We start from the raw sequence: 23,689 nt of genomic DNA, 5'->3' as shown, positions 1-23,689 counted from the left end.
CACCACCTCTTAAAATTCTCTCAAGCTCTTGTACTGTCGTCCATTTTTATCAAAATTTTCAGGAGTCAGCCATGATTCCAATCGAGCTTTGACTTTTGGCCAGTCCTTATCAATCATAGACAACCAATCCGTATCCCTCGTACGCCCCTTATAAACCACTGCCTGACGGAAGGTTCCTTCATAAATAAAGCCCAAACGTTCTGCAGCTCGCCTTGATGGCAGGTTAAGAGCATCGCATTTCCACTCATAGCGACGATAGTTAAGCTCCTCAAAGACATAGCAAGCCAAGAGATACTGGGCTTCTGTCCCTATCCGTGTCCCCCTGAGTTTTGGAGAAAAAGTGACAGCTCCCACTTCTATTACTCGGTTATCCTGGTCAATACGCATTAGAGAAAAAGTTCCCAAAGCCTTACCAGTTGCCTTATCTATGATTGCATAGTAAAAACGGTCCTTACGAGCCAACATCTGATTTAAAAGGGTAACCAACTCCTCCATATCTGCCACTGGTTCCTGAAAGAGGTATGTCCACATCTCCCGAGGAGTATCCGGACCATAAACAGCTAGCAAATCCTCCGCATGCTTTTCCACTGAAAGAGCTTCTATTCGAGCATATCGCCCTTCTAAGAAATCAATAGAAGGCAATTCACCTGGTGTATAACCTTCCATTGACTCACCAATCATTTGACCATATTCATTTACTGGCATAACTTTCCCCTTGTTTTGCTTTCCAAACTTTATAGTTGCCCATAGTATATCATACTTTCATAAGAAGATTCAAAAAATCCCCCAGATTCTACTCTAAAGGATTCCTATCTTATTTCACAACAATATTAACCAATTTAGTTAGCTTCAATAGTCCAGTGGACTATTGAAGGTGGCAGATAGAGCTAATAAACTCGTTATTTAACGACGATATTAACGAGTTTGTTAGGTACTGCAATCACTTTCACGATGTCCTTACCGTCAATTTCTGCTTTGACTTTTTCATCAGCGAGAGCAATTTCTTGCAATTCTTCGCGTGATAGATCTTTAGCGACCATGAGTTTGGCACGGACTTTACCTTTGATTTGGACAACGATTTCGATTTCGTCTTCAACTAATTTGCTTTCGTCCCATGTTGGCCAAGCCACGTAAGAGATTGACTCACCTGTTGCCGCAACTGTTTGCCAGAGTTCTTCTGCCAAGTGAGGAGCAAATGGTGCAATCAATTGGATAAATCCTTTGGCGTAGTCCACATAGAGTTCGTCTTCCTTGTTAGCCGCATTGACAAAGACCATGAGTTGGGCAATAGCTGTGTTGAATTTCATAGACTCGATTTGCTCAGTGACAGATTTGACTGTTTCATTGTAGACCTTGTCAAGAGCGCCATTGTTTTCCGCAAGGATTTCCTTACTCATAATCAAACGGTAAACACGGTCAAGGAACTTACGGCTTCCTTCCAGACCTTCTTCAGACCAAGCGATTGAAGCATCAAGCGGTCCCATAAACATTTCATAGACACGAAGGGTATCAGCACCGTATTGTTCCACCACGTCGTCTGGGTTGACAACGTTCTTTAGAGATTTAGACATCTTGGCTGGTGCTTGCTCCAACTCTTCCCCTGTTTCCACATGGAAGAAAGAACCGTCACGTTTTTCAACCTTATCGGTTGCCACAAGAGCCCCACGGTGGTCACGGTAGCTTGTTCCCAAAATCATTCCTTGGTTAAAGAGTTTTTGGAATGGTTCCTTAGTTGGAACGACACCGAGGTCATAGAGGAATTTATGCCAGAAACGAGCGTAAAGCAAGTGAAGAACGGCATGCTCTGCACCACCCACGTAAATATCTACTGGCAACCATTGTTTGAGAAGGTCCTCATCAGCCAATTTCTCAGTATTGTGTGGATCAATATAGCGGAGGTAGTACCAGCTTGAACCTGCCCATTGTGGCATAGTGTTAGTTTCACGACGACCTTTGACACCATCTTCACGAGTCACTTCAAGCCAATCTGTCAAGTTAGCTAGTGGACTTTCACCAGTACCTGAAGGACGGATATCCTTGGTTACAGGCAAGACAAGCGGCAGTTCATTTTCAGGAACAGCTGTTGAAGTTCCATCTTCCCAATGAATGATTGGGATTGGTTCACCCCAGTAACGTTGACGGCTAAAGAGCCAGTCGCGGAGACGGTAGGTAACCTTCTCTTGTCCACAGCCTTTTTCTTCCAACCAAGCCACAATCTTGGCAATAGCGTCTTCTTTGTTGAGTCCATCTAGGAAGTCTGAATTGACATGAAGACCATCCTCTGTGTAGGCAGCTTCTGCTACATTTCCACCTTCAAGTACTTCTACGATTGGAAGGTCAAATTGTTTGGCAAATTCCCAGTCACGTTGGTCATGGGCAGGTACAGCCATAACGGCACCTGTTCCATAACTAGCAAGAACGTAATCCGCAATCCAGATTGGAATTTCCTTGCCATTGACAGGGTTGATGGCATAAGCACCAGTCCAAACACCAGTTTTTTCTTTGGCAAGGTCTGTACGAGCCAAGTCAGACTTAAGGCTAGCTTGGTGTTTGTAGTCTGCTACTGCCTCTGCTTGCTCTGTGCTTGTGATGGCATCTACTAGTTCATGCTCAGGAGCCAAAACAGTGAAAGTCGCACCGAAAAGGGTATCAGGACGAGTGGTAAAGACGGTGAATTCCTTGTCGGTTCCCTTAACTTTAAAAGTTACATTGGCACCAGTTGATTTCCCAATCCAGTTGCGTTGCATGTCCTTGATAGACTCTGGCCAATCAAGTTCATCTAAGTCATTGAGCAAGCGCTCTGCGTAGGCCGTAATTTTGAGCATCCATTGGCGCATTGGCTTGCGGACAACTGGATAGCCTCCACGCTCAGAAGTTCCGTCAGGAAGAACCTCTTCGTTGGCGATGGCTGTTCCCAATTCCTCAACCCAGTTTACTGGCACTTCCGCTTCATAGGCCAAGCCTTTTTCGTAAAGCTTGGTGAAGATCCACTGAGTCCATTTGTAGTAGTTTGGATCTGTTGTATTGACTTCACGATCCCAGTCATAAGAAAATCCAAGCGCATTGATTTGGCGTTTGAAGTTGGCAATGTTCTCAGCTGTAAATTCTGCTGGGTCATTACCAGTATCCATAGCGTATTGCTCTGCAGGCAAACCAAAAGCATCCCAACCCATTGGGTGAAGGACATTGTAGCCTTGCGCACGTTTGTAACGGCTGAGGATATCCGTTGCTGTGTAACCTTCTGGGTGTCCTACGTGCAGACCTGCTCCAGATGGATAAGGGAACATATCAAGCGCATAAAACTTAGGTTTTGACGCATCTGTTCCAGTCTTAAATGTATGATGTTCTGCCCAGTAGCCCTGCCACTTAGGCTCAATTTCTTTATGATTGTAAAAACTCATGGTCTCTCTCCAATTTTGTGATGTTACTATTATACCATTTTTGAGGGAATTTGAAATGTGTTAAAAGAAAAAACTGTATACTGTATTTCATTAATTTTGATTACTATGACTTGCCCTATCTCCCACTTTTTATCCCATTGTTATGCAGAAAATCAAGGAGTAAACCAAGAAGCTTATCTCGTATAGCACAAAATACTTATTTTAGACCGAAGATAAGACTGGAATACTAATTAATGTATTTACAATAAATAGCTGACAACCTGTATTACTTCCTGATTTATAAAGAGCTTCGGATACAATATGAGGATAAATAAAAGACTACCATTTGTAAAACAGTAGTCTCTATTGTTTATTGCGAATTTACATATGCATCTACAGCGATAATGGCTTGTGCAACATCTGAAGGCGAAATCTTAAACGGCATCTGATGGATTGTCTCACCCTCCATAGTTGCTTGTTTACCAACTTTTATTAAATCATCATATCCAACTTGATCCAAATGCATTTCTTTTAGAGTTGTTGGCATACCAATTTTTTTGTAAAACTCAATATACTTATCAAGTTCTTCTTTAGGTCTATTTTCCAATAAAAGTTGTACCAAAGTTCCATAAGCTACTTTTTCACCATGTGTTAAATGATGAATGTCACCCGTCAATGCAGTAAAACCATTATGAATTGCATGCGCCGCAGCCAATCCTCCACTTTCAAAACCTAGGCCACTCAATAGAGTATTAGCTTCAACAATATTTTCTAATGCTGGTGTCACCACTTTAGCTTCACAAGCTGCCATAGCCTGTAAACCATCTGCAAACAGCGTTTCTTCACATTTCTTCGCAATTGCAACTCCAGCCAACGTTTGTTCTTGTCCCAACATAGTTTTTCCATTTGCCTGCATAACTGCACGCGCCTCAACCCAAGTTGCTAAACCATCTGCAATACCAGACGCTAATAAACGCTTAGGAGCTTGTGAAATAACTTTTGTATCAACCAAAACTAAATCTGGATTTTTAGAATAAAATAGATAATGATCAAATGCACCTTCATCTGTATAAATAACAGATAAAGCAGATACAGGTGCGTCGGTCGATGCAATTGTTGGAGCAATAATAACAGGTTTTTCAATCAAATCTGCAATAGCTTTTGCACTATCAATCGTCTTTCCACCACCGAGCCCGATAATACTATCACAATTTTCTTTCTCAGCCAAGGCAACAACTCGATTGATTTCATTGTCAGAAGCTTCACCATTAAACTGGGCTAGAACAATATGGAAACCATACCTATGTAGGTAATCTTCAAATCGTTTTCCAACAATATCATAAACCAACTGATCGCATAATAGAATCGGACGATTTCCCAAATCCAATATTGATTTGGCATTTTCGAACAAGGCATTTTCCCCTTGAATATATCTCGAAGGACTAGCAAAAATTCTCATGTTTGTTTCCTCTCTATCTAAATGGAACGACTATTTTGAGTAACAAACCAGTCGTCAGAAAAATCATCAACCGCCTTTTGGATAGATGGCATGGCGAAAGCTGATTCAAAAACATCTGCTCCTGCTGTAACAGCATGCGCACCTGCAGCTAAAGCATTATTTACTTGTGCTACATTTTTAAAGGATGCAGCTAAAATCTTACTAGGAGAGTTCTGTCTATCAATAGCAAGAGCTAATTGACGAATGACAGAATTTGAATCAATGTTCAGATTTTCCATTCTATTATAATATGGAGCTAGGTAATCCGCTCCTGCTTCGATAGCTAATAATCCCTGAATAACTGTATAAATAGCTGTTGCAGTGATAGGGTAGCCCTCTTTTTTTAGCACCTTTATTGCACGTAATCCAGCTGGAGTAACAGGTACTTTGATAAATATATCATCTCCTGCTTGTCTCCGAATTTCATGAGCATCCTTTAAGATGCCTTCAAAATCTTGAGAAATCACCTGAACATGAATAGAGGGTGCAGAGCCAATCAATTCTCTTACATCTTTGATTCGTTCAAAAAAATTAATAGAACCCTCTCTTTTTGCAATAGTGGGATTTGAAGTTACCCCAGCTAGCGGTAAAATTTCAGACCACTTTTTAATCTCATCTAAATTTAATGTGTCAAGCATAAATTCCATAAAAAGAACCTCTTTATTTTACAAAGTATGCTCAGTACGTCCTATAATATCATCTTGGGTTGCCTTAGAAAGAACATTGAAGAATGCAGAGTATCCTGCAACACGAACAATTAAATCTCTGTGTTTTTCAGGATGTTTCTGAGCGTCAATCAACGTCTCTCTGGAAACAACATTGTATTGAATATGGTACCCATGTAAACGATTAAAGAATGTTCGTAACAAAGCAATTAGTTTTAATTTATCTTCTTCTTTGGCTAACGTTTGAGGATTTACTTTCTGATTTAAGAGAACCCCACCTACAATTTCATCTGTTGGTAATTTTGAAACAGATTTTAAAACAGATGTAGGGCCGTGTTGATCCATATTATGTGATGGTGAACAACCCTCTGCTAGCGGTGTACCTGCATTGCGGCCATCTGGAGTTGCTAATGTCCCACGTCCCTGCCCTACGTTGGCTGAGATAGAAGATGTTCCTGAATAACGAATTCCTCCAATAGGTCCTCTTCCATAACGTGTATTAGGATATTTAGCAATTTCATCAACATAAATGTCATAAGCAGCAGTAACTAAATTATCAGCATAATCATTATCGTTACCGTACTTAGGAGCGTCATTAATCAACATTTCTTGAATGGCTTTACCTTCTTCTCCGGCATAATCTGTTTCCAATGCATGCCAAAGTTGACTTGGGCTTATACGTTCTTCCTCAAATACTAACTTTTTAATTGCAGCTAATGAATCCGACAAATTTGCAATTCCAACTTGCAAACCTGATATATAATCATATACTGCTCCACCTTCTTTAAGGTGTTTTCCACGACCAATACAATCATCAGTCAATGCCGAGCATAGAATATCAGGAACTTCTCGTTCCAATGATAAATCAATAGAATTTTCAACAATAACACTCATTCGTGTCAAGTATCTTAGTGTTTTATCCCAAGCGTTTTCTAATTCAGAAAAGTTCTTCATATCCTTAAAATGCCCAAAGCTTGGTGCAAACCGTTTCCCCGAAGCTGGATCAATTCCATCATTCATCGTGATAAGTAGAACTTTAGGGAAGTTCATGTAACTCATACCCGTGCAACGATAGCCCCATTTCCCTGGAACTGCCGTTTCAACACATCCAATGGCACTGTAATCATAAGCATCATCTTCCAATACTCCTTTTGCAATAAAAGAAGGGATAATAATCTCATCATTATTAAATGCAGGCATACCAAAACCAAGTTTCATCACTTCAATACACTCATTCATGAAACGAGCATCTAAACCTGCATGGTAACGTACAGTTAGATTAGGCTGCGGCAGATGGGTTTGTGCAACTGATTTTAATACCAAATAAGATAATGGGTTAACAGCATCCTTCTTATCTCGAGTCTGTCCACCAATTGTAACATTTTGATATAAAGGACTTCCTGCTGAAGAAAATGTATGTGCTTGACTGCGAACCTTATTAATTGTAATTGTCTTAATCCAAAGATTTGTCAGACGTTCAACAATGCTATCTTCTGTTTCTTTACCACTTTCTAAATCAGCCTTCATATATGGATACATATATTGATCAAAACGACCATATGAAAGAGAGTGGCCATTAGATTCAATTTGTAAAATACATTGAATAAACCAGACTGATTGAATAGCTTCTGCAAAAGTAGTTGCCGGTTCATATGGGACTCTAGAGCAAATATCTGCAATCTCAAGTAATTCTTTCTTACGTTTAGGATTTGCATTTTCGGCTAAATTTTTAGCAAGAGCAACAAAGCGATTTGCATATACTTTAATAGCATCGATTACGATAAATATAGAGTCGTAAAAATGATATTTATCAATACTTGCTGGATCCGTTAAATCTAGAGCTGCTTTCGCTTTACGAGCTCGCTCTTCAAAACCTCTTAAACCAAATTGCAACAGTTTCTGATAGTTAACTGCTAAGTGAGCATCTCCAGAATTCATCTTACCTTCCATACCGAAGAATCCTGTTTCCATATAAACAGACACTTCTTCAGGTAACAAGGCACCAGCTCTAGCACGTAAATTATTATTTTCCCAAAACGGAGCAATACTTCTAAGTTGTTCTTTTGTTTCTTCAGTAATATAGAAAACATCTCCATCACGCTTTTCAAAAAGATCCAACTCATTGAGAACAAATTCTAGCGTATATTCTGGAAAAATAGGAGCATCTTTATTGGAAGAAGCTTGATTTCCCGCAATCATAGATTCTTCTTCAATATAGATAGTCATGTTTTCCAAAATTTCTTTCAGCATATAGGCGCGTTTTAGGACATTAGGTTGTTCCTTATATCGATCATAAGCGCGTGTTGCTAGAACTGCTCTCTCAGCATCAATATAAGGTTTTTTATTTAAAACATCTTCTCGATATTTGTTCATCCTTTCAGTAAGGCTGCCAAAATATTCTGTCTTGATTGTTGTTCTTGCTACTTCTGTATTTACCATCGTAAGCACCTTTCTTTCGAAAATATTTTTGTTTCTTTCGAAAATATAATACCTGATTTTTTAGAGAATTTCAAGCTTTTAACTAGAAAAACTTTAACTCTCTAATTTTTAGCACAAATGTGTGTGTTTAATGACAATACACAAATGTTTTTTTAGAATTATCATGCTTCATTCTGATAAGCTAAACGATCCTGTACTTTAAAGAATGGGAAATAAACTAATGTAGACATCGCTAATATCACCAGCTGAGTAATAACTCCTTGCCATCCACCAACCATAAATCCTGATATAATAGCTGGGGTGCTCCAAGGTAATGTAACTCCTGAAAATGGCTGCATGAAACCTGTTGCAATAGCTCCATATACTATCACAGCTGCAAGTACAGGAACAAGAATGAAAGGTACAAACATAACTGGATTCATAACAATTGGAAATCCAAATACAACTGGCTCATTTACGTTAAATATTGCTGGAAAGGCTGCTACTTTACCTAACGCTTGGTACTGTTTCGATTTTGCTGCAAAAAGCATCGCAACTACAAGACCAAACGTAATCCCTGAACCAGATAGAATTAAAAATGAATCTAAAAACTGTTGGGTAACAATATGTGCTCCATTTTCTAATGATAGATTACCAGAGGCTAACATAGCTTTATTAGCATCAAGATTAGATAAAAGCAGAGCTGTCACTACTCCATTTACTACCGATTGTCCATGGACACCAAACCACCATAAAAATGATATAAAGAATGCAATTCCAATTGCACCATACAAAGATCCAGTTAAACCTTGCAATGGAACTTGAATAGCAGAATAAATCATTTCTATGAATGTTCCGCCATTAGTCAATGAGCTCGCTAAAATATATACAATCATAGAAAGTAAGAAAATTACAAATGCTGGAATCATTGCTTCAAACTGTTTGGCAATAGCTTGTGGAACTTGTTCTGGCATCTTAATAACAATTTTTCTCTTTATAAAGAAGGTATAAATACTTCCTACTACCAAACCTATAATGATAGCACCGATAATTCCTTGACCTCCAAACCAAACTTTACTAATAGCATCCCCAATTGCCTCACCTTGTTTAGGGATATAAGATGATCTTAGCAAAATAAAGAATGCAGATACAGATAGAACCCCAGCTGGCAAAGCCTCTACTCCGCTATTCTTAGCATAAGAATAGGCAATTGAAAAACAAGAAATTAGACCCATAATCGCAAAAGTTCCTGAATAGACTTGCATAAACGGCTCTGTCCAATTTGCTCCAAATACACTAGCAATGCTCTTGTTTAATCCTTCAAATGGCAATTGTCCCATAATCAAGAATAAACTACCAACTACTGTCAATGGCAAAATTGCTAACATACCATCTTTTAGAGCTATAATACCACGCATATTCACAAATTTCATCATTGGTGCAATGATTTTCTGAACATCCATCTTTGCCATAATAAAACTCCTTTTCTTACCCACTAATCAAAGATAGGGCCAAATCTAATACTTTTTTCCCATCTAACATACCATAGTCCATCATCGGAATAACAGCTATCGGAACATTACACTTATCACAAATTTCTTTTGACTTATCTAATGTATAAGCAACTTGCGGTCCCAATAGTGCGACATCTATATTTGGGGCATAATCAGCTAATTTAGACTGAGAAAACGCCTCTATTTCTGCTTCAACTCCACTAGATTGCGCTGCAATTTTCATATTATTTACAAGCATACCAGTAGAAAATCCTGCTGCACAAAACAAACCAATCTTCACCATTATATTTTCCTCCTCTATGTTAATAACAATGACAATACTCTAGTATTATTTTTTTTGAAGTTCTTTTCTCAAACTAATAATTTCTTTGATTAAATTAATCTCCGTCATACTAGTCATGAGATGATCTTGTGAATGAACAAAGAGAGCTGTTATTTCTGTCTTTGTACCAGACGCTTCCTGGGCCAAGAATTTTGTTTGTAGATTATGGGCTTCTAATAAAGCTGCATCAGCTAACTGGATTTCTTCTTCACATCGTTCACATGTACCGTTTTTTATATAATCTAACGCTTTATAAATATGTTGTTTCGCATCGCCAGCATATAAAATTAAACCCATGATAATTTGATCTGGAACAATCATTTCCATAAATTCCTCCTCATTTCACTATGTAAAAAGCTTTTTTCATTTGAAATTTTAAAATTTTCTTTTGTAACTATAGAATACAACTACATAATAAACTTGTCAATCTAAAAACAACAAATAAACAATTTTTATTTATATAAGCACAAATGTGCAATCAACTAAAAAGAAAAAAGAAAAAAGAAAAAACGATAAACTGATATCAGTCTATCATTTTCACTCTCATAAAATATTTCGAAAAGAAAAATCACCATCTTCTTCTAAAACTTTTAAAATTGTATTTTTATCTGTAATCAGATGATTTACTAGATTAGCACGCAAGACAGAAAGAATCGCAGATACTTTCGTATCACCATAAGCAACAGCTAAACTTTGAGGAATATTTTTTAAATCTTCCAAAGAGATTGCTATCGTTCTTTCCTGTAAGTTCTCATAAACTTCTTTACCTTTTGAATCAAAGAATCGACAACAAATTTCCCCTACAGTTTTAACTTTTGTCAATTCTTTAAAGTCATCCTCTGTAAGCATGTCTAACCATTGATGTTTTCCTTTATTACTAAAATCACCAATCCCAACCACAACTATATCTAAATCTTTCCAACTGTTTTTCAAATCTTCAAAATATCTTGATTGCAAAATACCATCTGCTAACAATTTATTTTCTTGCACAATTGTTGCATTCATAAATGTACACTCTCCATGAAATTTTCTAGACATTTCATAAATCAGTGTATTCACATGGTATTTAGCGTGTATATGACTAGGACCACCTGCTAGAGGATAGAAGTGAACATTTCGGACACTTTTGCTGTGAATTAAATCTACTAAATTACTTAAACTTTTCCCCCAAGAAAAGCCAATTTTCATATTATCATCAATTAAATTCCTAAGGACACCTGCTGCAACTTGAGAAATTCTTTCAGATAAAATTGTTGGATTGTCATCAAATTCATTTGGAATAATTTCTAAACTTTCCAGACCATATTTTTCTTTTACATAATTTTCCAACTTAAACATATTGGTATCAAAATTCTCTATTTCAATTTTAACAATTCCTGCATTCCTTGCTTCTGTTAACATTCTACTAATAGAGGTTCTATAAATTCCTAATTTTGCTGCTATTTGTGACTGATTTAAGTTTTCAATATAATACAGATAAGCAATTTTAGAGAGCAGTTTATTCCTATCTTGATTCATACACTTAACCTCTTACGAAACTACCTTAACCATTATCCCAGCATTTTCTAATGTAGCTATATTTTGTTTAGAAAGTTTTTCGTCTGTTATTACTTCATAGACTTGACTTAAAGCAAATCTTCTTACTGTACCCCTTTTATCAAATTTACTTGAGTCAGTTAGCACAATGACTTTATCCGACGCTGCTGAAATATATTGAACTACCTCACTGCGCATTAAATCTTTTCCTGTAAAGCCCATCTCTTTATCGTAGCCATCTGTCCCAACAAAAGCTTGACGCACATGAAAAGTCTGTATCATTTCTTTTAATAAAGGTCCTACGGTAACCTGTGAATCTTTCTGAAACTCTCCACCAAGAACAATAACACGACATGAATCATAACCTCTTACAAAATTTGCTATAAAAAATGAATTTGTTACAATAGTGACATTTCTTTTTTGCTTGCAAATTTCCTCAGCAAGTAAAGCACAGGTTGAACCAGATTCTATCATTATTGTTTCATTATCTGATACCAATTTTACTGCTTCTTGAACAATTTTTCTCTTAATTTCATAATTAATTGACAAGCGTACATTTAAGTCATCTCCACTATTTAACACAGCATATCCATGCTCTCTGTGTAATAAGCCTTTTGACTCTAATTTATCTAAATCTTTTCTAATCGTTACTTTCGATACATTTAATTTTTCCGATAATGTATTAACATCAATCTTTTCATATTCTGATACTAATTTAATAATTTGTTCCAATCTTTTCATTTTACACCTCCGTTTTATTCTACCAAAATAAAAAGCAAAAAACAACAAATTAAACTTTCGTTCGTAATTGTTTTTCTTTCGTTTTTGTGATAGGATAGAATTATAAAGAGGAGGAACTCTTATGGAAATATCTAAAGGAATTATTTTTAATATTCAACACTTTTCAATTCATGACGGTCCGGGTATTCGTACAACTGTTTTTTTAAAAGGATGTCCTCTGCGCTGTCCATGGTGTTCTAATCCTGAATCTCAAAGAATGAAACCTGAAAAAATGAAAGATGCTCAACGAGAAAAATTCACTTTAGTAGGTGAAGAAAAAACTGTAGAAGAAATTATTACAGAGGTATTAAAAGATAAAGAATTTTACGAAGAATCCGGTGGAGGTTTAACTTTATCAGGGGGTGAAATATTTGCTCAGTTTGAATTTGCTAAAGCCATCTTAAAGTCAGCTAAAGAACATCACATACACACTGCCATTGAAACTACTGCCTTTGTTGATCATGAAAAATTTGTTGATTTAATCCAATATGTGGATTTTATCTACACAGACCTAAAACATTATAATTCTATAAAACATAAAAAAGTGACTGGAGTTTTTAATCAAATGATTATTAAAAACATTCATTATGCTTTTTCTCAACATAAAACTATCGTTTTAAGAATCCCAGTTATCCCTGATTTTAACAATAGTTTAGAGGATGCAGAAGAATTCGCTACTCTATTTAACTCATTAAATATCGACCAAGTTCAACTACTCCCTTTTCATCAATTTGGTGAAAACAAATATCGTTTATTAAATCGGAAATATGAAATGGATGGAGTCAACGCACTTCATCCTGAAGATCTTATTGATTATCAAAAGGTATTTCTGAACCATCATATTAATTGTTATTTCTAGTTCATTTCCTTGAAATGCTCTAGCTATTTGCAGATAACAAGCATCTATAATACATACTTAACTTCTCAAAAGGTTTAGCCAAAAATTTTAGCCAAACCTTTTCTATTTTACCTTGCTCTAGAATTTTTAAACTGCTATACTTATAACAGAAAACCCTTCCAAGGAGGTAGCGGATGTCTCATTCCTTTAAAAAATCTCTCCAAAAAGAAATTCTCCATAGAAGCTCTATCGCAGCCTTTGTGACCTCACTTTTACTACTCATTTTACTTTTTGGTTTTTCCTATTTTTTACAAAAGCAACAACTCTCCAAAGACACGAGACAGATTGTCAAGCAGGTTCAAGAGATGAAAGAAGCCAATAATGAGCTCCTGACTACCATGAACCATAAAATGATTCTTGGATTTTTGGATGGCAAACACACAGAGCGAGAAGTCTTTAGCTTATTTTACGAGACAAAAGCTAAATTAAAACTTAGTTCTGACCTCATTATCCTAAGCGATACAGGTGAATTACTATTTAGTACCAATCGCAATCATCAAGAAAGTATTTTATCTCCCTACTATCTAAAACTACTCATTCAAAATCCTTCTCAAGAAAAAGTGACAGAAAAAATTGCACTCTCTTCAGATAAGCAACATTACACACTCTTTATCAAACCACTACTTCAAAACCAACGAGTTAAGGCCTATACTATTGCTTTCGTAAATGAGAATGATTTCATCTCAAGTTTCCCAATGATCAATTCCAAATACATCATTACCGATAGCTTTGGAAATATGTTTTCCAACAATACAAATCAGTTTACTCGCTCCACTCTTGAAAAATTTGATGAAAAACTCCTACACTCTCGCACCCACTGGTATGCGAATGAACCGCTTATTGTTCAAAAAGAAAAAGTCGGTGCTATTTTTTCAATCTATACTTTTCAATCCTTTTTTCCCATTCCTAGCTTACTCGGCCTAGCCTCCGTCCTCACCTTATGTATATTCTTCCTCTACTTCTGGCAAGCAAGACGAATTGCTCATAAAATTGCCACACACAACGCTGTTCCTATTGAAAGTTTGGTTTACCAACTTCAAGAAATTCCTAAACAAGCAGAAAAAAGGCTTTCTCTACAAACAGGTGATGAGTTTGAGTTTATGGCAGAAAAAATCAACAATATGTTGTACGAATTAGATCAACTTCATCAAAAAATGTTGACCATAGAAAAAGAAAAGTGGATTTTTGAAAGAAAAATGCTGGAAGCTCAGTTCAATCCTCATTTTCTCTACAATACACTTGAGACGATTAAAATCACTTCTTTAATGGATGCCGCTCTCACACAAGACCTGATTCAAAACCTCACGCGCATTCTTCGCTACAGTATCACCGATTTAGAAAAAGAAACAACCATTTGTCAGGATTTAAAGATTATAGAGGATTACCTTATTATTCATAAGATTCGTTTCGAGCACTTTTCCTATGATATTGTCTGCCCAGAAACTGTCGATAATCAGCCTATTCCTAAACTTTTCTTGCTTCCTCTAGTAGAAAATGCTATAAAATATGGGATGCAATACCGTATTGATCTTCATATAGATATCCAAATTACCTTGAAAGCAGATTCTCTAACTTTTTTAGTCAAGGATAATGCTGGAGGACTCACAAAACAAGAGCGACTCGCTATTTTAGACTCTTTAGAAAGCCCTCATACCCAGCATGGCATCGTTAACAGCTATAAACGATTGAGCAATTTCTTTTCTGATGTCCAGCTAGATTTAGGAGTCAATCGCCAAGGAGAAACTTGGGTCAAATTTATAACGAAAGGACTAACTCATGTTTAAGCTCATTATCGTAGAGGATGAACACCTCATCCGAAAATGGTTAGAAATTGCCGTAGACTACTCTGCCTTAGGTATCCAAGTCGTAGGAACTGCCAGTCACGGTCAAGAGGGAATGAAACTCATCCAAGAAAAAGAACCTCATATTGTCTTAACAGACATCACAATGCCAATTATGGATGCTTTTATGATGTTCGAAGCTACTCGTACTCTTTCTTATGAAAAAGTTATCTTATCAGGTTATAACGATTTTCAAAATGCCAAAAAAGCCATGCAATATGGGGCAGTTGATTTCTTATCCAAACCAATTGATACCAAGGAGTTGACAGAATGTCTTCAAAAAATTGTTTTGCGATTACAAGGTAGCACCTATCAAGAAACTCCTTTTTTAGAAGAATATCAAACTTTACTCACCTCTATCCAACAGGTTGATACACAAAACCAAATCATTCAACAAATTATTTCCTTTGTCCACAAGCATTATGCAGAGCATTTTACGATTGCGACTATTGCTGAAGCTTTAAACTATAGCGAAAGCTATCTATATAAAGTTATCAAAGAAGACTTCCCCATGACTCTAAATGAATATATCTTACAATATCGTCTGAAACAAGCTATAGATAAGATGGCTGAATCTCCCAACTCCCCTCTAAGCGACATCTCTGATCAAGTTGGATTTTCAGACTATAAATATTTTGCCAAAGTATTTAAAAAGTATCTCCATATTTCCCCAAAGGAATTGAAATCACTCGGAAGAATAGTAAAATAAGCTATTCTTCTTTTTGTAGAGAATTTTACTCTAATAGAATAGAATTGTCGGTTTTAAAAACGCTTACATTGTTTTAAAATAAACTTAAATAACACAACGGAGGTATCCATCATGAAAAAGAAATGGATGTATTATGCTGCTTGCGGACTAGCTCTTTTTGGTCTTGCTGCTTGTTCTTCTAATGAATCTGCCGATGGCGGTTCATCTGATAAAGGAGACGGCGGTTCGCTAGTCGTTTATTCACCAAACTCAGAGGGCTTAATTGGAGCAACTATTCCTGCCTTTGAAGAAAAATATGGTATCAAAGTAGAACTGATTCAAGCTGGTACTGGAGAACTTTTCAAAAAACTAGAGTCAGAAAAAGAAGCTCCTGTAGCTGATGTCATCTTTGGTGGTTCTTATACACAATATGCTACCCACGGAGAACTCTTTGAAAACTATACTTCAAAAGAAAATGATAATGTTATCAAAGAATATCAAAACACAACTGGCTACTCTACACCTTATACACTAGATGGTAGTGTTTTAATCGTCAATCCTGATTTAACGAAAGGCATGAATATCGAAGGATATAGCGACCTTCTCAAACCTGAACTCAAAGGAAAAATTGCAACTGCTGACCCAGCAAACTCTTCTAGCGCCTTTGCTCAATTAACAAATATGCTACAAGCTCAAGGTGGTTACAAAGACGATAAAGCCTGGTCTTATGTAAAAGATCTCTTCACGCTTATTGATGGTAAAATCGGTTCAAGCTCATCTGGTGTCTATAAAGCAGTCGCTGACGGAGAAATGGCTGTTGGTCTCTCTTATGAAGATCCAGCAGTTAAACTCTTAAATGACGGAGCTAACATTAAGGTAGTCTATCCAAAAGAAGGAACCGTCTTCCTACCTGCTAGTGCTGCTATCGTTAAAAAAGCGAAAAACATGGAAAATGCCAAGAAATTTATCGATTTCATTATCTCTCAAGAAGTACAAGATACACTTGGTACAACCACTACTAACCGTCCTGTTCGTAAAAATGCCAAAACAAGCGAAAATATGAAACCAATTGACAAAATCAAAACACTCACTGAAGATTATGATTATGTCATCAAGAATAAATCAGATATCGTTAAGAAATACAACGAAATCTTTACAGATATCCAATCTAAACAGTAAAAGAGGTTCACTATGAGTGAGATCAAAATTATTAACGCCAAAAAAATCTACCACGATGTCCCTGTTATTGAGAATTTGAACATTACAATTCCAAAAGGAAGTCTCTTTACCCTTCTTGGACCTTCAGGGTGTGGGAAAACGACTCTTCTTCGTATGATTGCAGGTTTCAACAGTATCGAAGGCGGAGAATTTTACTTCGATGATACAAAAATCAATAATATGGAACCCAGCAAACGCAATATCGGGATGGTTTTCCAAAACTACGCTATTTTCCCACATTTGACTGTTCGAGATAATGTTGCTTTTGGTCTCAAGCAAAAGAAAGTTCCAAAAGAAGAATTGATCCAACAGACCAACAAGTATCTTGAACTCATGCAAATTGCTCAATATGCGGATCGGAAGCCCGATAAACTCAGTGGTGGACAACAACAACGTGTCGCCTTGGCACGTGCCTTAGCTGTTAATCCAAGTGTTCTCCTCATGGACGAGCCGCTCAGTAACCTAGATGCCAAACTTCGCTTGGATATGCGTCAAGCTATTCGAGAAATCCAACACGAAGTGGGAATTACAACTGTTTATGTAACCCACGACCAAGAAGAAGCTATGGCTATTTCAGACCAAATTGCTGTTATGAAAGACGGAGTCATCCAACAAATCGGCCGACCAAAAGAACTCTATCATAAACCAGCTAATGAGTTTGTGGCTACCTTTATCGGACGCACAAATATTATCCCTGCCACTCTTGAAAAACGGAGCGACGGCGCTTATATCGTCTTTTCAGATGGCTACGCCCTTCGAATGCCCGCCCTTGATCAGGCTGAGGAACAAGCCATTCATGTAAGCATCCGTCCTGAAGAGTTTATCAAAGATGAATCTGGAGATATTGAAGGAACTATTAGCGATAGCGTCTATCTTGGACTAAATACGGAGTATTTCATTGAGACAGGTTTTGCCTCAAAAATTCAAGTTAGTGAAGAATCAACTTTTGAAGAAGATCTACAAAAAGGCGATCGTATTCGTCTACGAATCAATACGCAAAAATTAAACGTCTTTTCTGCAGATGGTTCCCAAAACCTGATAAAAGGAGTCAACCATGGAACGTAAAAAACTAAATATTTGGACAGCCTCCTCTTTCTTCATCTTTCTTACCTATCTTGTCTTTCTCGTTTATCCTATCGTTACCGTGCTCAAGCAAGCACTTATACATGAAGGGCAATTCTCACTAGCTAATTTTGTCACTTTCTTTGGTAAAGCCTACTACTCTGAGACACTTGTCAACAGTTTCAAGGTTTCCATTACCGCTACTGTCACTTCCTTAGTTGTAGGAACCCTATTAGCTTATCTCTTCTCTATGTATGACTTCAAGGGGAAGAAATTTCTACAAATATTGATTATCATTGCTTCCATGTCAGCTCCTTTCGTGGGAGCCTACTCCTGGATTCTCTTGCTGGGACGAAATGGGGTCATCACTAAATTCCTGACAAATACCCTTCATCTTCCAGCTATCGATATTTATGGATTCAAAGGAATTGTACTTGTCTTTACACTGCAACTATTCCCACTGGTATTTCTATACGTTGCTGGGACAATGAAAAGTATTGACAATTCTCTACTTGAAGCCGCTGAAAGCATGGGTTCCTTCGGATTTAAGCGTATCGTAACAGTTATTTTACCTCTCCTAGTTCCAACCTTACTAGCAGCTGCCTTACTTGTATTTATGAGAGCATTCTCAGACTTTGGAACACCTATGTTAATTGGTGAAGGATATCGGACTTTCCCTGTCCTGATTTATACCCAATTCATTAGCGAGGTTGGAGGAAATTCTGCTTTTGCATCTGCTTTAGCAATTATGGCGATTATCATTGCCTTGGCAATTTTCCTTATCCAAAAACACATTGCAAACCGCTACAGTTTCAGCATGAATTCGCTCCATCCAATTGAGCCTAAAAAAACTACAAAAGGAAAAATGGCTGCTATTTATGCAACAGTCTACGGAATTATCTTTATCTCTGTTTTACCTCAAATCTACTTAATTTATACCTCTTTCCTAAAAACATCAGGTATGGTATTTGTCAAAGGTTATTCTCTAAACAGTTACAAGGTAGCTTTCAATCGTATGGGCTCTGCTATTTTCAATACCATTCGTATCCCTTTGATTGCCTTAGTCCTAGTTGTCCTATTCGCAACATTTATCTCCTACCTAGCCGTTAGAAAACGGAATTTGTTTACAAACTTAATTGACAGCCTCAGTATGGTACCTTATATTGTACCAGGAACCGTTCTAGGGATTGCCTTCATTTCTTCCTTCAATACCGGTCTATTTGGAAGTGGATTTCTTATGATTACAGGGACAGCTTTCATCTTGATCATGTCCCTATCTGTCAGAAGATTGCCTTATACTATTCGCTCATCTGTTGCTAGCTTACAACAAATAGCCCCAAGTATTGAAGAAGCCGCTGAGAGCTTAGGAAGTAGTCGTCTCAATACCTTTGCCAAGATTACAACTCCAATGATGCTATCTGGTATTATTTCTGGAGCCATCCTATCTTGGGTCACAATGATTTCAGAACTCTCTACTTCTATCCTCCTCTACAATGTCAAAACAAGAACAATGACTGTAGCCATTTATACAGAAGTTCTCAGAGGAAATTACGGTGTAGCCGCAGCCTTGTCAACTATCCTGACTGTTCTAACAGTAGGTTCCTTGCTCTTGTTCATGAAAATCTCTAAAAGCAACAGCATTACACTTTAGTTTCCCCCATCAAAAACAGCCGAAAGGATTACCCTCGGCTGTTTTTTCTTATCTTGATATTCTTATCAAATCCCTAGCTCATGGCAAGTAAGTCTAAACTGATTAAATAGAGACTTCTTCCATCTTCTCACGTCCTAGTTCTCGGTAACTACAATCGCCAACAACCTCAACGCTAAACTGGCCGTCCTCATATTCAAGGATCGTCACGCTACCATTATCAAGACCATGTGGATGCATACCATTGATCAGATAAACAATGGTTCCAATAGTCATTCCGTGGCTGACAACGAGGGCATTGCCCCCGCCTTGTTCTTCCATTTCTTTGGCAATTGCTTCAAAACCTTCCTTGATTCGGCCACTGAGTTTTTCCCAGCCTTCAGCCCAACCAGCTGTATCGACCTCTACCAAACCCTCAGCCAGTTCAGCATAAGACAATTGGTGAACGTGGTCCACATTAAAGATACGAGGAATAATGCCCATGAAAAGATCACCATCATAAGCTCCGTCAAAGCTACCAAAACACCATTCTCTGATCCGCTTGTCCATTCGATAAGGGATTTTTTCCTGCAAACCAAGTTCTTCAAGAATAATTCCCATAGTCTGAATGGTGCGACCAGAATCACTGGAATAAGCGCGCTCAAACTGTAGACCAGATTCTCGCAAACCGATTCCTAACTCTTGAATCCCTCTCTCACCTTCAGCCGTTAAGGGAGTATCGCTCCAACCTTGCGCTCGACCAATCGTGTTAAACATAGTCTTGCCATGACGTACCAAATACAATCGTACTTTTACCATTTTCCGTCCTCCATTTGTTTCTATTATATCATGGATGATAAAACAAAAGCCACCCAGACAGGTGACTTTTGCAGGAGATTATTATGAAAAAGTTTAGGAGTTCTATTAAATAAAGATATTAGATGAAAATCAAATTCAAACTAAATCAGTGTTATCTGTTTCAAATAATATTAGGAGGTCTTTATTTAATGATTATAGTATACACAGATAACCTTAAATAGAACTTAAAAAATTATACCCACTCACCTTTTTCATTTACTTTATAGCCATTAATGGTCATATTTTTTGCCAATTTCCCATCAGCTAACAAGTAATACCACTTATCTCCATCCTTAATCCATTGGTTACGAGCGTACTTACCATCTTGGTTCAGATAATACCAACTATCATACTGAGAATCAAATACCCACTCACTCTTAGCCATGTAACCGCCACGTTTTAGGTAGTATTCGCCCTGCCAAGCTTTCTCCACATAACTACCAGTTGAATCTACATAAAACCAGCTCTTATAATCTTCATCATAAATCCATTCACTAGCAGCCATTGAAGCATCTGCTTTTAGATAATAACGGCCTACCCAGCGGTTTCTTACAAGGTTACCCGAAAGGTCATTATAATACCATTTGCCAGACTCTTTAAACCACTTACTTGCTTGATGATTTTTCTTAGCCTCTCCATTAGAGGTAACGATAGACTGAGATGAAGATGAAACTGTGGCTGATGTAACAGTGGAAACTGCTTGAATAGCCTCTTCTTTTGTCACCTTAGGCTTAGCTTTTCCTTGGTAAACATCTTCGATACGCTTAGTAAATACAGATAACTCTTCAGGGGAGAGCATATTAACAATATCGGTTCCATTGTCAGGAATATAACCAACAGAGTGTGTCCCAATTTTTGCTAGTCCCTCTTCTAATATGTCCTCAACATTATTCAATAAAGCGATCTTCTCAGATTTAGAAAGAGAATCATCACTACTAATAGCTGTTTTCTCCATAAAAGCAACTGCTTTAATTTCTTTAAAATATCTCTCTGTCGGAAGTGATATATAGATATGAAACTCATCTGACACAATCGGAATAAGACTCTTTAAATATTCATTTACACTTCTCTTATCATAATAATTATCAGATTCAAAGTTTTTAAATTCACTTGTAGACTCAAGGTTTTTTAACACATTTGATTTTTCTTTAGCCGTATAATCTTGATTGTTATTTATTTTTGGAATCAGATTTTCCTTTTTCTTTAATATTACTAGATTTAAAGCTTCTGTTTTTATTCTATAACTAGAATCAAAATTTCTGTTAATACGGTAACTCATAGAATTATACAATCTATTTAAAGCACCTTGGAAATCCTTTGAAGTCTCTAATGCTTCTTTCTCCACTCTTTCTATCTCTTCTAAAAAAGATTGATGTTCTTTATTAAATCTTTCTATAGCATTATTCTTAATTGTTTTTATATCATCCTGAGAAAAAGAAAGGATACTCCTGTCTACTTGATCCGCTTCATTTGATAATTTTTCTTTATTCTTACTTAAAAATTCTTTATAAGATTTCTTAATTTTCTCTACTTCATTTTTAAAAAGTTCTAAAGTTACCTGAGTAGCAGTTTCATGGCTTTCTTCCTGCGCATAAACTACTTGATTGGCAAAAGTTGGGACTAGTAAAGTCGACAGTCCTAAAGCTACTAAAGCACGTTTCATTTCTTTTTTCATCAATTTCTCCTATTTTCTTAATTTTTAAAACTATGAATTGGTGCTGGAATTTGTCCTCCACGAGAGATGAAATCAACAGACGAAGCCCCATTGACTTTCATAACAGGTGCAGTTCCTAATAGGCCACCAAACTCAATCATATCGCCTTCTTTTCCTTTTGGAATGATACGAACAGCCGTTGTCTTCATGTTAATAACACCAATTGCAGCTTCATCTGCAATCATAGCCGCAATGGTTTCAGCAGGTGTATCCTCCGGAATGGCAATCATATCCAAACCAACAGAACAGATAGCCGTCATAGCTTCTAGTTTTTCCAAATTAAGAGAGCCATTTTGCACTGCAGCAATCATTCCTTCATCCTCGGAAACAGGAATAAAGGCACCAGACAAACCACCGACTTGGTTGCAGGCCATCACTCCACCCTTTTTAACTTGGTCATTCAAGAGAGCCAAGGCAGCCGTCGTTCCATGCGTACCAACTGTTTCTAGCCCCATTTCTTCAAGGACACGTGCTACAGAATCTCCAACCGCAGGAGTTGGCGCCAAACTCAAGTCCACAATACCAAACTCCACACCCAGTCTCTCACTGGCCATTTGACCAACCAATTGACCGATACGAGTGATTTTAAAGGCAGTCTTCTTGACCGTTTCTGCTACTACGTCAAAGCTCTCTCCACGAACTTTTTCCAGGGCACGTTTCACCACACCAGGACCAGAAACTCCGACATTGATGATAACATCTGCCTCCCCAACACCATGGAAGGCACCCGCCATAAATGGATTGTCCTCAACAGCATTAGCGAATACAACCAACTTAGCTGCCCCCATATCAGATAGAGTTGCCGTTTCCTTGATAACACGTCCCATATCTGCGACAGCCGTCATATTGATACCAGACTTGGTTGAGCCGATATTGACTGACGAGCATACCTTGTCCGTTTCAGCCAAAGCACGAGGAATAGAATTGATGAGAATCTCATCTCCCTTTTGATAACCTTTTTGTACCAAGGCAGAGAAACCACCAATAAAGTCCACTCCAATCTCTTTCGCAGCCTTATCAAGCGCTTTTGCCAGAACCACGTAGTCCGTCGCATCTGTCGCTGCCCCTATCAGAGAAATAGGAGTCACTGATACGCGCTTATTAACGATAGGAATTCCCAACTCAGACGCAATTTCATCGCCAACAGCCACTAAATTAGCTGCCTTGGCCGTAATCTTTTGATAAATTTTCTCCGCAGCACGATTGATATTTGGATCAATACAGTCCAAAAGGGAAATCCCCATGGTAATGGTTCTAATATCGAAGTTTTGCTCCTCAATCATGGCGATGGTTTCAGTAACTTGTCTAATATCCATGTGCACCTCCTAGATATTATACATAGCTTCGAAAATTGCTGCACTCTGAATATTGATTTTCACATTCAAAGTTTGACCAAAAGTTTCAAATTCATTACGAAGATGGGTAAAATCCTGCTTTTCATCGCTAGAAACGACAGCCATCATCGTGAAATATTCATCCAAGACAGTTTGAGAAATATCATCAATGTTCAAACCTAATTCTGCAATTTTACCAGAAACACCTGCAACAATTCCAGATTTATCTTTACCAACAACAGTTATAATCGCTTTCATAAGCAAACTCCAATTCTTCTTTTAATAGGAAACCTGAACATTAAACAGGATTCTTTTCAAATAGTATAGCATAATTCT

The 23,689-nt window shown here is 37.4% G+C and carries 20 protein-coding genes; 6 read left to right on the top strand and 14 right to left on the bottom strand.

Features of this window, described 5'->3' with window-relative positions:
- Positions 1 to 9 precede the first annotated feature (9 nt).
- The 10 genes from HT679_RS05115 to HT679_RS05070 form a co-directional block, all read right to left on the bottom strand.
- Positions 10 to 705, bottom strand: a complete 696-nt coding sequence (locus HT679_RS05115; protein WP_173213331.1) for a GNAT family protein — start codon at positions 703 to 705, stop codon at positions 10 to 12.
- A gap of 194 nt (positions 706 to 899) precedes the next feature.
- On the bottom strand, positions 900 to 3,401 hold the full coding sequence (gene leuS, locus HT679_RS05110) for a leucine--tRNA ligase (RefSeq protein WP_173213329.1): 2,502 nt from the start codon (positions 3,399 to 3,401) through the stop codon (positions 900 to 902).
- A 349-nt stretch (positions 3,402 to 3,750) separates the two neighbouring features.
- A complete protein-coding gene (locus tag HT679_RS05105) occupies positions 3,751 to 4,839 on the bottom strand; it encodes a glycerol dehydrogenase (protein WP_173213327.1) in 1,089 nt (362 codons plus the stop codon).
- Positions 4,840 to 4,856: 17 nt separating this feature from the next.
- Entirely contained in the window at positions 4,857 to 5,525 is a 669-nt protein-coding gene (locus HT679_RS05100) for a fructose-6-phosphate aldolase (protein ID WP_049524614.1), read from the bottom strand.
- Between the two features lie 18 nt (positions 5,526 to 5,543).
- Positions 5,544 to 7,982, bottom strand: a complete 2,439-nt coding sequence (locus HT679_RS05095; protein ID WP_173213324.1) for a glycyl radical protein — start codon at positions 7,980 to 7,982, stop codon at positions 5,544 to 5,546.
- Positions 7,983 to 8,143: 161 nt separating this feature from the next.
- Positions 8,144 to 9,433: a PTS sugar transporter subunit IIC gene (locus tag HT679_RS05090; RefSeq protein WP_153210277.1), complete on the bottom strand. Its 1,290-nt coding sequence runs from the start codon at positions 9,431 to 9,433 to the stop codon at positions 8,144 to 8,146.
- A 16-nt stretch (positions 9,434 to 9,449) separates the two neighbouring features.
- On the bottom strand, positions 9,450 to 9,758 hold the full coding sequence (locus tag HT679_RS05085; protein ID WP_173213322.1) for a PTS sugar transporter subunit IIB: 309 nt from the start codon (positions 9,756 to 9,758) through the stop codon (positions 9,450 to 9,452).
- A gap of 45 nt (positions 9,759 to 9,803) precedes the next feature.
- Entirely contained in the window at positions 9,804 to 10,124 is a 321-nt protein-coding gene (locus HT679_RS05080; protein ID WP_173213320.1) for a PTS lactose/cellobiose transporter subunit IIA, read from the bottom strand.
- A 216-nt stretch (positions 10,125 to 10,340) separates the two neighbouring features.
- The gene (locus tag HT679_RS05075) at positions 10,341 to 11,315 is read right to left on the bottom strand and encodes a sugar-binding transcriptional regulator (protein WP_173213318.1); all 975 of its coding nucleotides are present in this window, start codon (positions 11,313 to 11,315) and stop codon (positions 10,341 to 10,343) included.
- 12 nt (positions 11,316 to 11,327) lie between these two features.
- Positions 11,328 to 12,074 carry a DeoR/GlpR family DNA-binding transcription regulator gene (locus HT679_RS05070; RefSeq protein WP_000824973.1) on the bottom strand — a complete coding sequence of 249 codons (747 nt, stop codon included), beginning with the start codon at positions 12,072 to 12,074 and terminating at the stop codon, positions 11,328 to 11,330.
- 121 nt (positions 12,075 to 12,195) lie between these two features.
- On the opposite strand from HT679_RS05070, the gene HT679_RS05065 reads away from it, so the two are divergent.
- The 6 genes from HT679_RS05065 (at position 12,196) to HT679_RS05040 (ending at position 19,471) form a co-directional block, all read left to right on the top strand.
- The gene (locus HT679_RS05065; protein ID WP_000406173.1) at positions 12,196 to 12,972 is read left to right on the top strand and encodes a glycyl-radical enzyme activating protein; all 777 of its coding nucleotides are present in this window, start codon (positions 12,196 to 12,198) and stop codon (positions 12,970 to 12,972) included.
- Between the two features lie 173 nt (positions 12,973 to 13,145).
- On the top strand, positions 13,146 to 14,795 hold the full coding sequence (locus HT679_RS05060) for a histidine kinase (protein ID WP_173213316.1): 1,650 nt from the start codon (positions 13,146 to 13,148) through the stop codon (positions 14,793 to 14,795).
- On the top strand, positions 14,788 to 15,561 hold the full coding sequence (locus HT679_RS05055; RefSeq protein WP_173213314.1) for a response regulator: 774 nt from the start codon (positions 14,788 to 14,790) through the stop codon (positions 15,559 to 15,561). The genes HT679_RS05060 and HT679_RS05055 overlap by 8 nt, the downstream gene beginning before the upstream one ends.
- 111 nt (positions 15,562 to 15,672) lie before the next feature.
- Positions 15,673 to 16,719: an ABC transporter substrate-binding protein gene (locus HT679_RS05050; protein WP_173213312.1), complete on the top strand. Its 1,047-nt coding sequence runs from the start codon at positions 15,673 to 15,675 to the stop codon at positions 16,717 to 16,719.
- 12 nt (positions 16,720 to 16,731) lie between these two features.
- Positions 16,732 to 17,823, top strand: a complete 1,092-nt coding sequence (locus tag HT679_RS05045) for an ABC transporter ATP-binding protein (RefSeq protein WP_023946788.1) — start codon at positions 16,732 to 16,734, stop codon at positions 17,821 to 17,823.
- On the top strand, positions 17,813 to 19,471 hold the full coding sequence (locus HT679_RS05040) for an iron ABC transporter permease (protein ID WP_173213310.1): 1,659 nt from the start codon (positions 17,813 to 17,815) through the stop codon (positions 19,469 to 19,471). Before HT679_RS05045 ends, HT679_RS05040 begins: the two co-directional genes overlap by 11 nt.
- A gap of 102 nt (positions 19,472 to 19,573) precedes the next feature.
- On the opposite strand, the gene HT679_RS05035 is transcribed toward HT679_RS05040, so the two are convergent.
- The 4 genes from HT679_RS05035 to HT679_RS05020 form a co-directional block, all read right to left on the bottom strand.
- Positions 19,574 to 20,266 carry a histidine phosphatase family protein gene (locus tag HT679_RS05035; RefSeq protein WP_173213308.1) on the bottom strand — a complete coding sequence of 231 codons (693 nt, stop codon included), beginning with the start codon at positions 20,264 to 20,266 and terminating at the stop codon, positions 19,574 to 19,576.
- A gap of 232 nt (positions 20,267 to 20,498) precedes the next feature.
- Complete coding sequence (locus tag HT679_RS05030; protein WP_173213306.1) at positions 20,499 to 21,980, bottom strand: N-acetylmuramoyl-L-alanine amidase family protein; 1,482 nt, start codon at positions 21,978 to 21,980, stop codon at positions 20,499 to 20,501.
- Between the two features lie 17 nt (positions 21,981 to 21,997).
- Positions 21,998 to 23,335 (bottom strand): PFL family protein, encoded by a 1,338-nt coding sequence (locus tag HT679_RS05025; RefSeq protein WP_173213304.1) that lies wholly within the window; start codon positions 23,333 to 23,335, stop codon positions 21,998 to 22,000.
- A gap of 9 nt (positions 23,336 to 23,344) precedes the next feature.
- Positions 23,345 to 23,611, bottom strand: a complete 267-nt coding sequence (locus tag HT679_RS05020; protein ID WP_125454366.1) for an ACT domain-containing protein — start codon at positions 23,609 to 23,611, stop codon at positions 23,345 to 23,347.
- Positions 23,612 to 23,689: the final 78 nt, after the last annotated feature.

The organism is Streptococcus sp. 4886 (assembly GCF_013276485.1).
Lineage (GTDB): Bacteria > Bacillota > Bacilli > Lactobacillales > Streptococcaceae > Streptococcus.
Note: the sequence above shows the minus strand (reverse complement) of the source record. Positions and strands in the feature narration are given on the sequence as shown.

Coding starts and splice junctions, on each gene's coding strand:
- HT679_RS05115 (WP_173213331.1), bottom strand. CDS start 705: ATGCCAGTAAATGAATATGGTCAAATGATTGGTGAGTCAATGGAAGGT.
- leuS (WP_173213329.1), bottom strand. CDS start 3,401: ATGAGTTTTTACAATCATAAAGAAATTGAGCCTAAGTGGCAGGGCTAC.
- HT679_RS05105 (WP_173213327.1), bottom strand. CDS start 4,839: ATGAGAATTTTTGCTAGTCCTTCGAGATATATTCAAGGGGAAAATGCC.
- HT679_RS05100 (WP_049524614.1), bottom strand. CDS start 5,525: ATGGAATTTATGCTTGACACATTAAATTTAGATGAGATTAAAAAGTGG.
- HT679_RS05095 (WP_173213324.1), bottom strand. CDS start 7,982: ATGGTAAATACAGAAGTAGCAAGAACAACAATCAAGACAGAATATTTT.
- HT679_RS05090 (WP_153210277.1), bottom strand. CDS start 9,433: ATGGCAAAGATGGATGTTCAGAAAATCATTGCACCAATGATGAAATTT.
- HT679_RS05085 (WP_173213322.1), bottom strand. CDS start 9,758: ATGGTGAAGATTGGTTTGTTTTGTGCAGCAGGATTTTCTACTGGTATG.
- HT679_RS05080 (WP_173213320.1), bottom strand. CDS start 10,124: ATGGAAATGATTGTTCCAGATCAAATTATCATGGGTTTAATTTTATAT.
- HT679_RS05075 (WP_173213318.1), bottom strand. CDS start 11,315: ATGAATCAAGATAGGAATAAACTGCTCTCTAAAATTGCTTATCTGTAT.
- HT679_RS05070 (WP_000824973.1), bottom strand. CDS start 12,074: ATGAAAAGATTGGAACAAATTATTAAATTAGTATCAGAATATGAAAAG.
- HT679_RS05065 (WP_000406173.1), top strand. CDS start 12,196: ATGGAAATATCTAAAGGAATTATTTTTAATATTCAACACTTTTCAATT.
- HT679_RS05060 (WP_173213316.1), top strand. CDS start 13,146: ATGTCTCATTCCTTTAAAAAATCTCTCCAAAAAGAAATTCTCCATAGA.
- HT679_RS05055 (WP_173213314.1), top strand. CDS start 14,788: ATGTTTAAGCTCATTATCGTAGAGGATGAACACCTCATCCGAAAATGG.
- HT679_RS05050 (WP_173213312.1), top strand. CDS start 15,673: ATGAAAAAGAAATGGATGTATTATGCTGCTTGCGGACTAGCTCTTTTT.
- HT679_RS05045 (WP_023946788.1), top strand. CDS start 16,732: ATGAGTGAGATCAAAATTATTAACGCCAAAAAAATCTACCACGATGTC.
- HT679_RS05040 (WP_173213310.1), top strand. CDS start 17,813: ATGGAACGTAAAAAACTAAATATTTGGACAGCCTCCTCTTTCTTCATC.
- HT679_RS05035 (WP_173213308.1), bottom strand. CDS start 20,266: ATGGTAAAAGTACGATTGTATTTGGTACGTCATGGCAAGACTATGTTT.
- HT679_RS05030 (WP_173213306.1), bottom strand. CDS start 21,980: ATGAAAAAAGAAATGAAACGTGCTTTAGTAGCTTTAGGACTGTCGACT.
- HT679_RS05025 (WP_173213304.1), bottom strand. CDS start 23,335: ATGGATATTAGACAAGTTACTGAAACCATCGCCATGATTGAGGAGCAA.
- HT679_RS05020 (WP_125454366.1), bottom strand. CDS start 23,611: ATGAAAGCGATTATAACTGTTGTTGGTAAAGATAAATCTGGAATTGTT.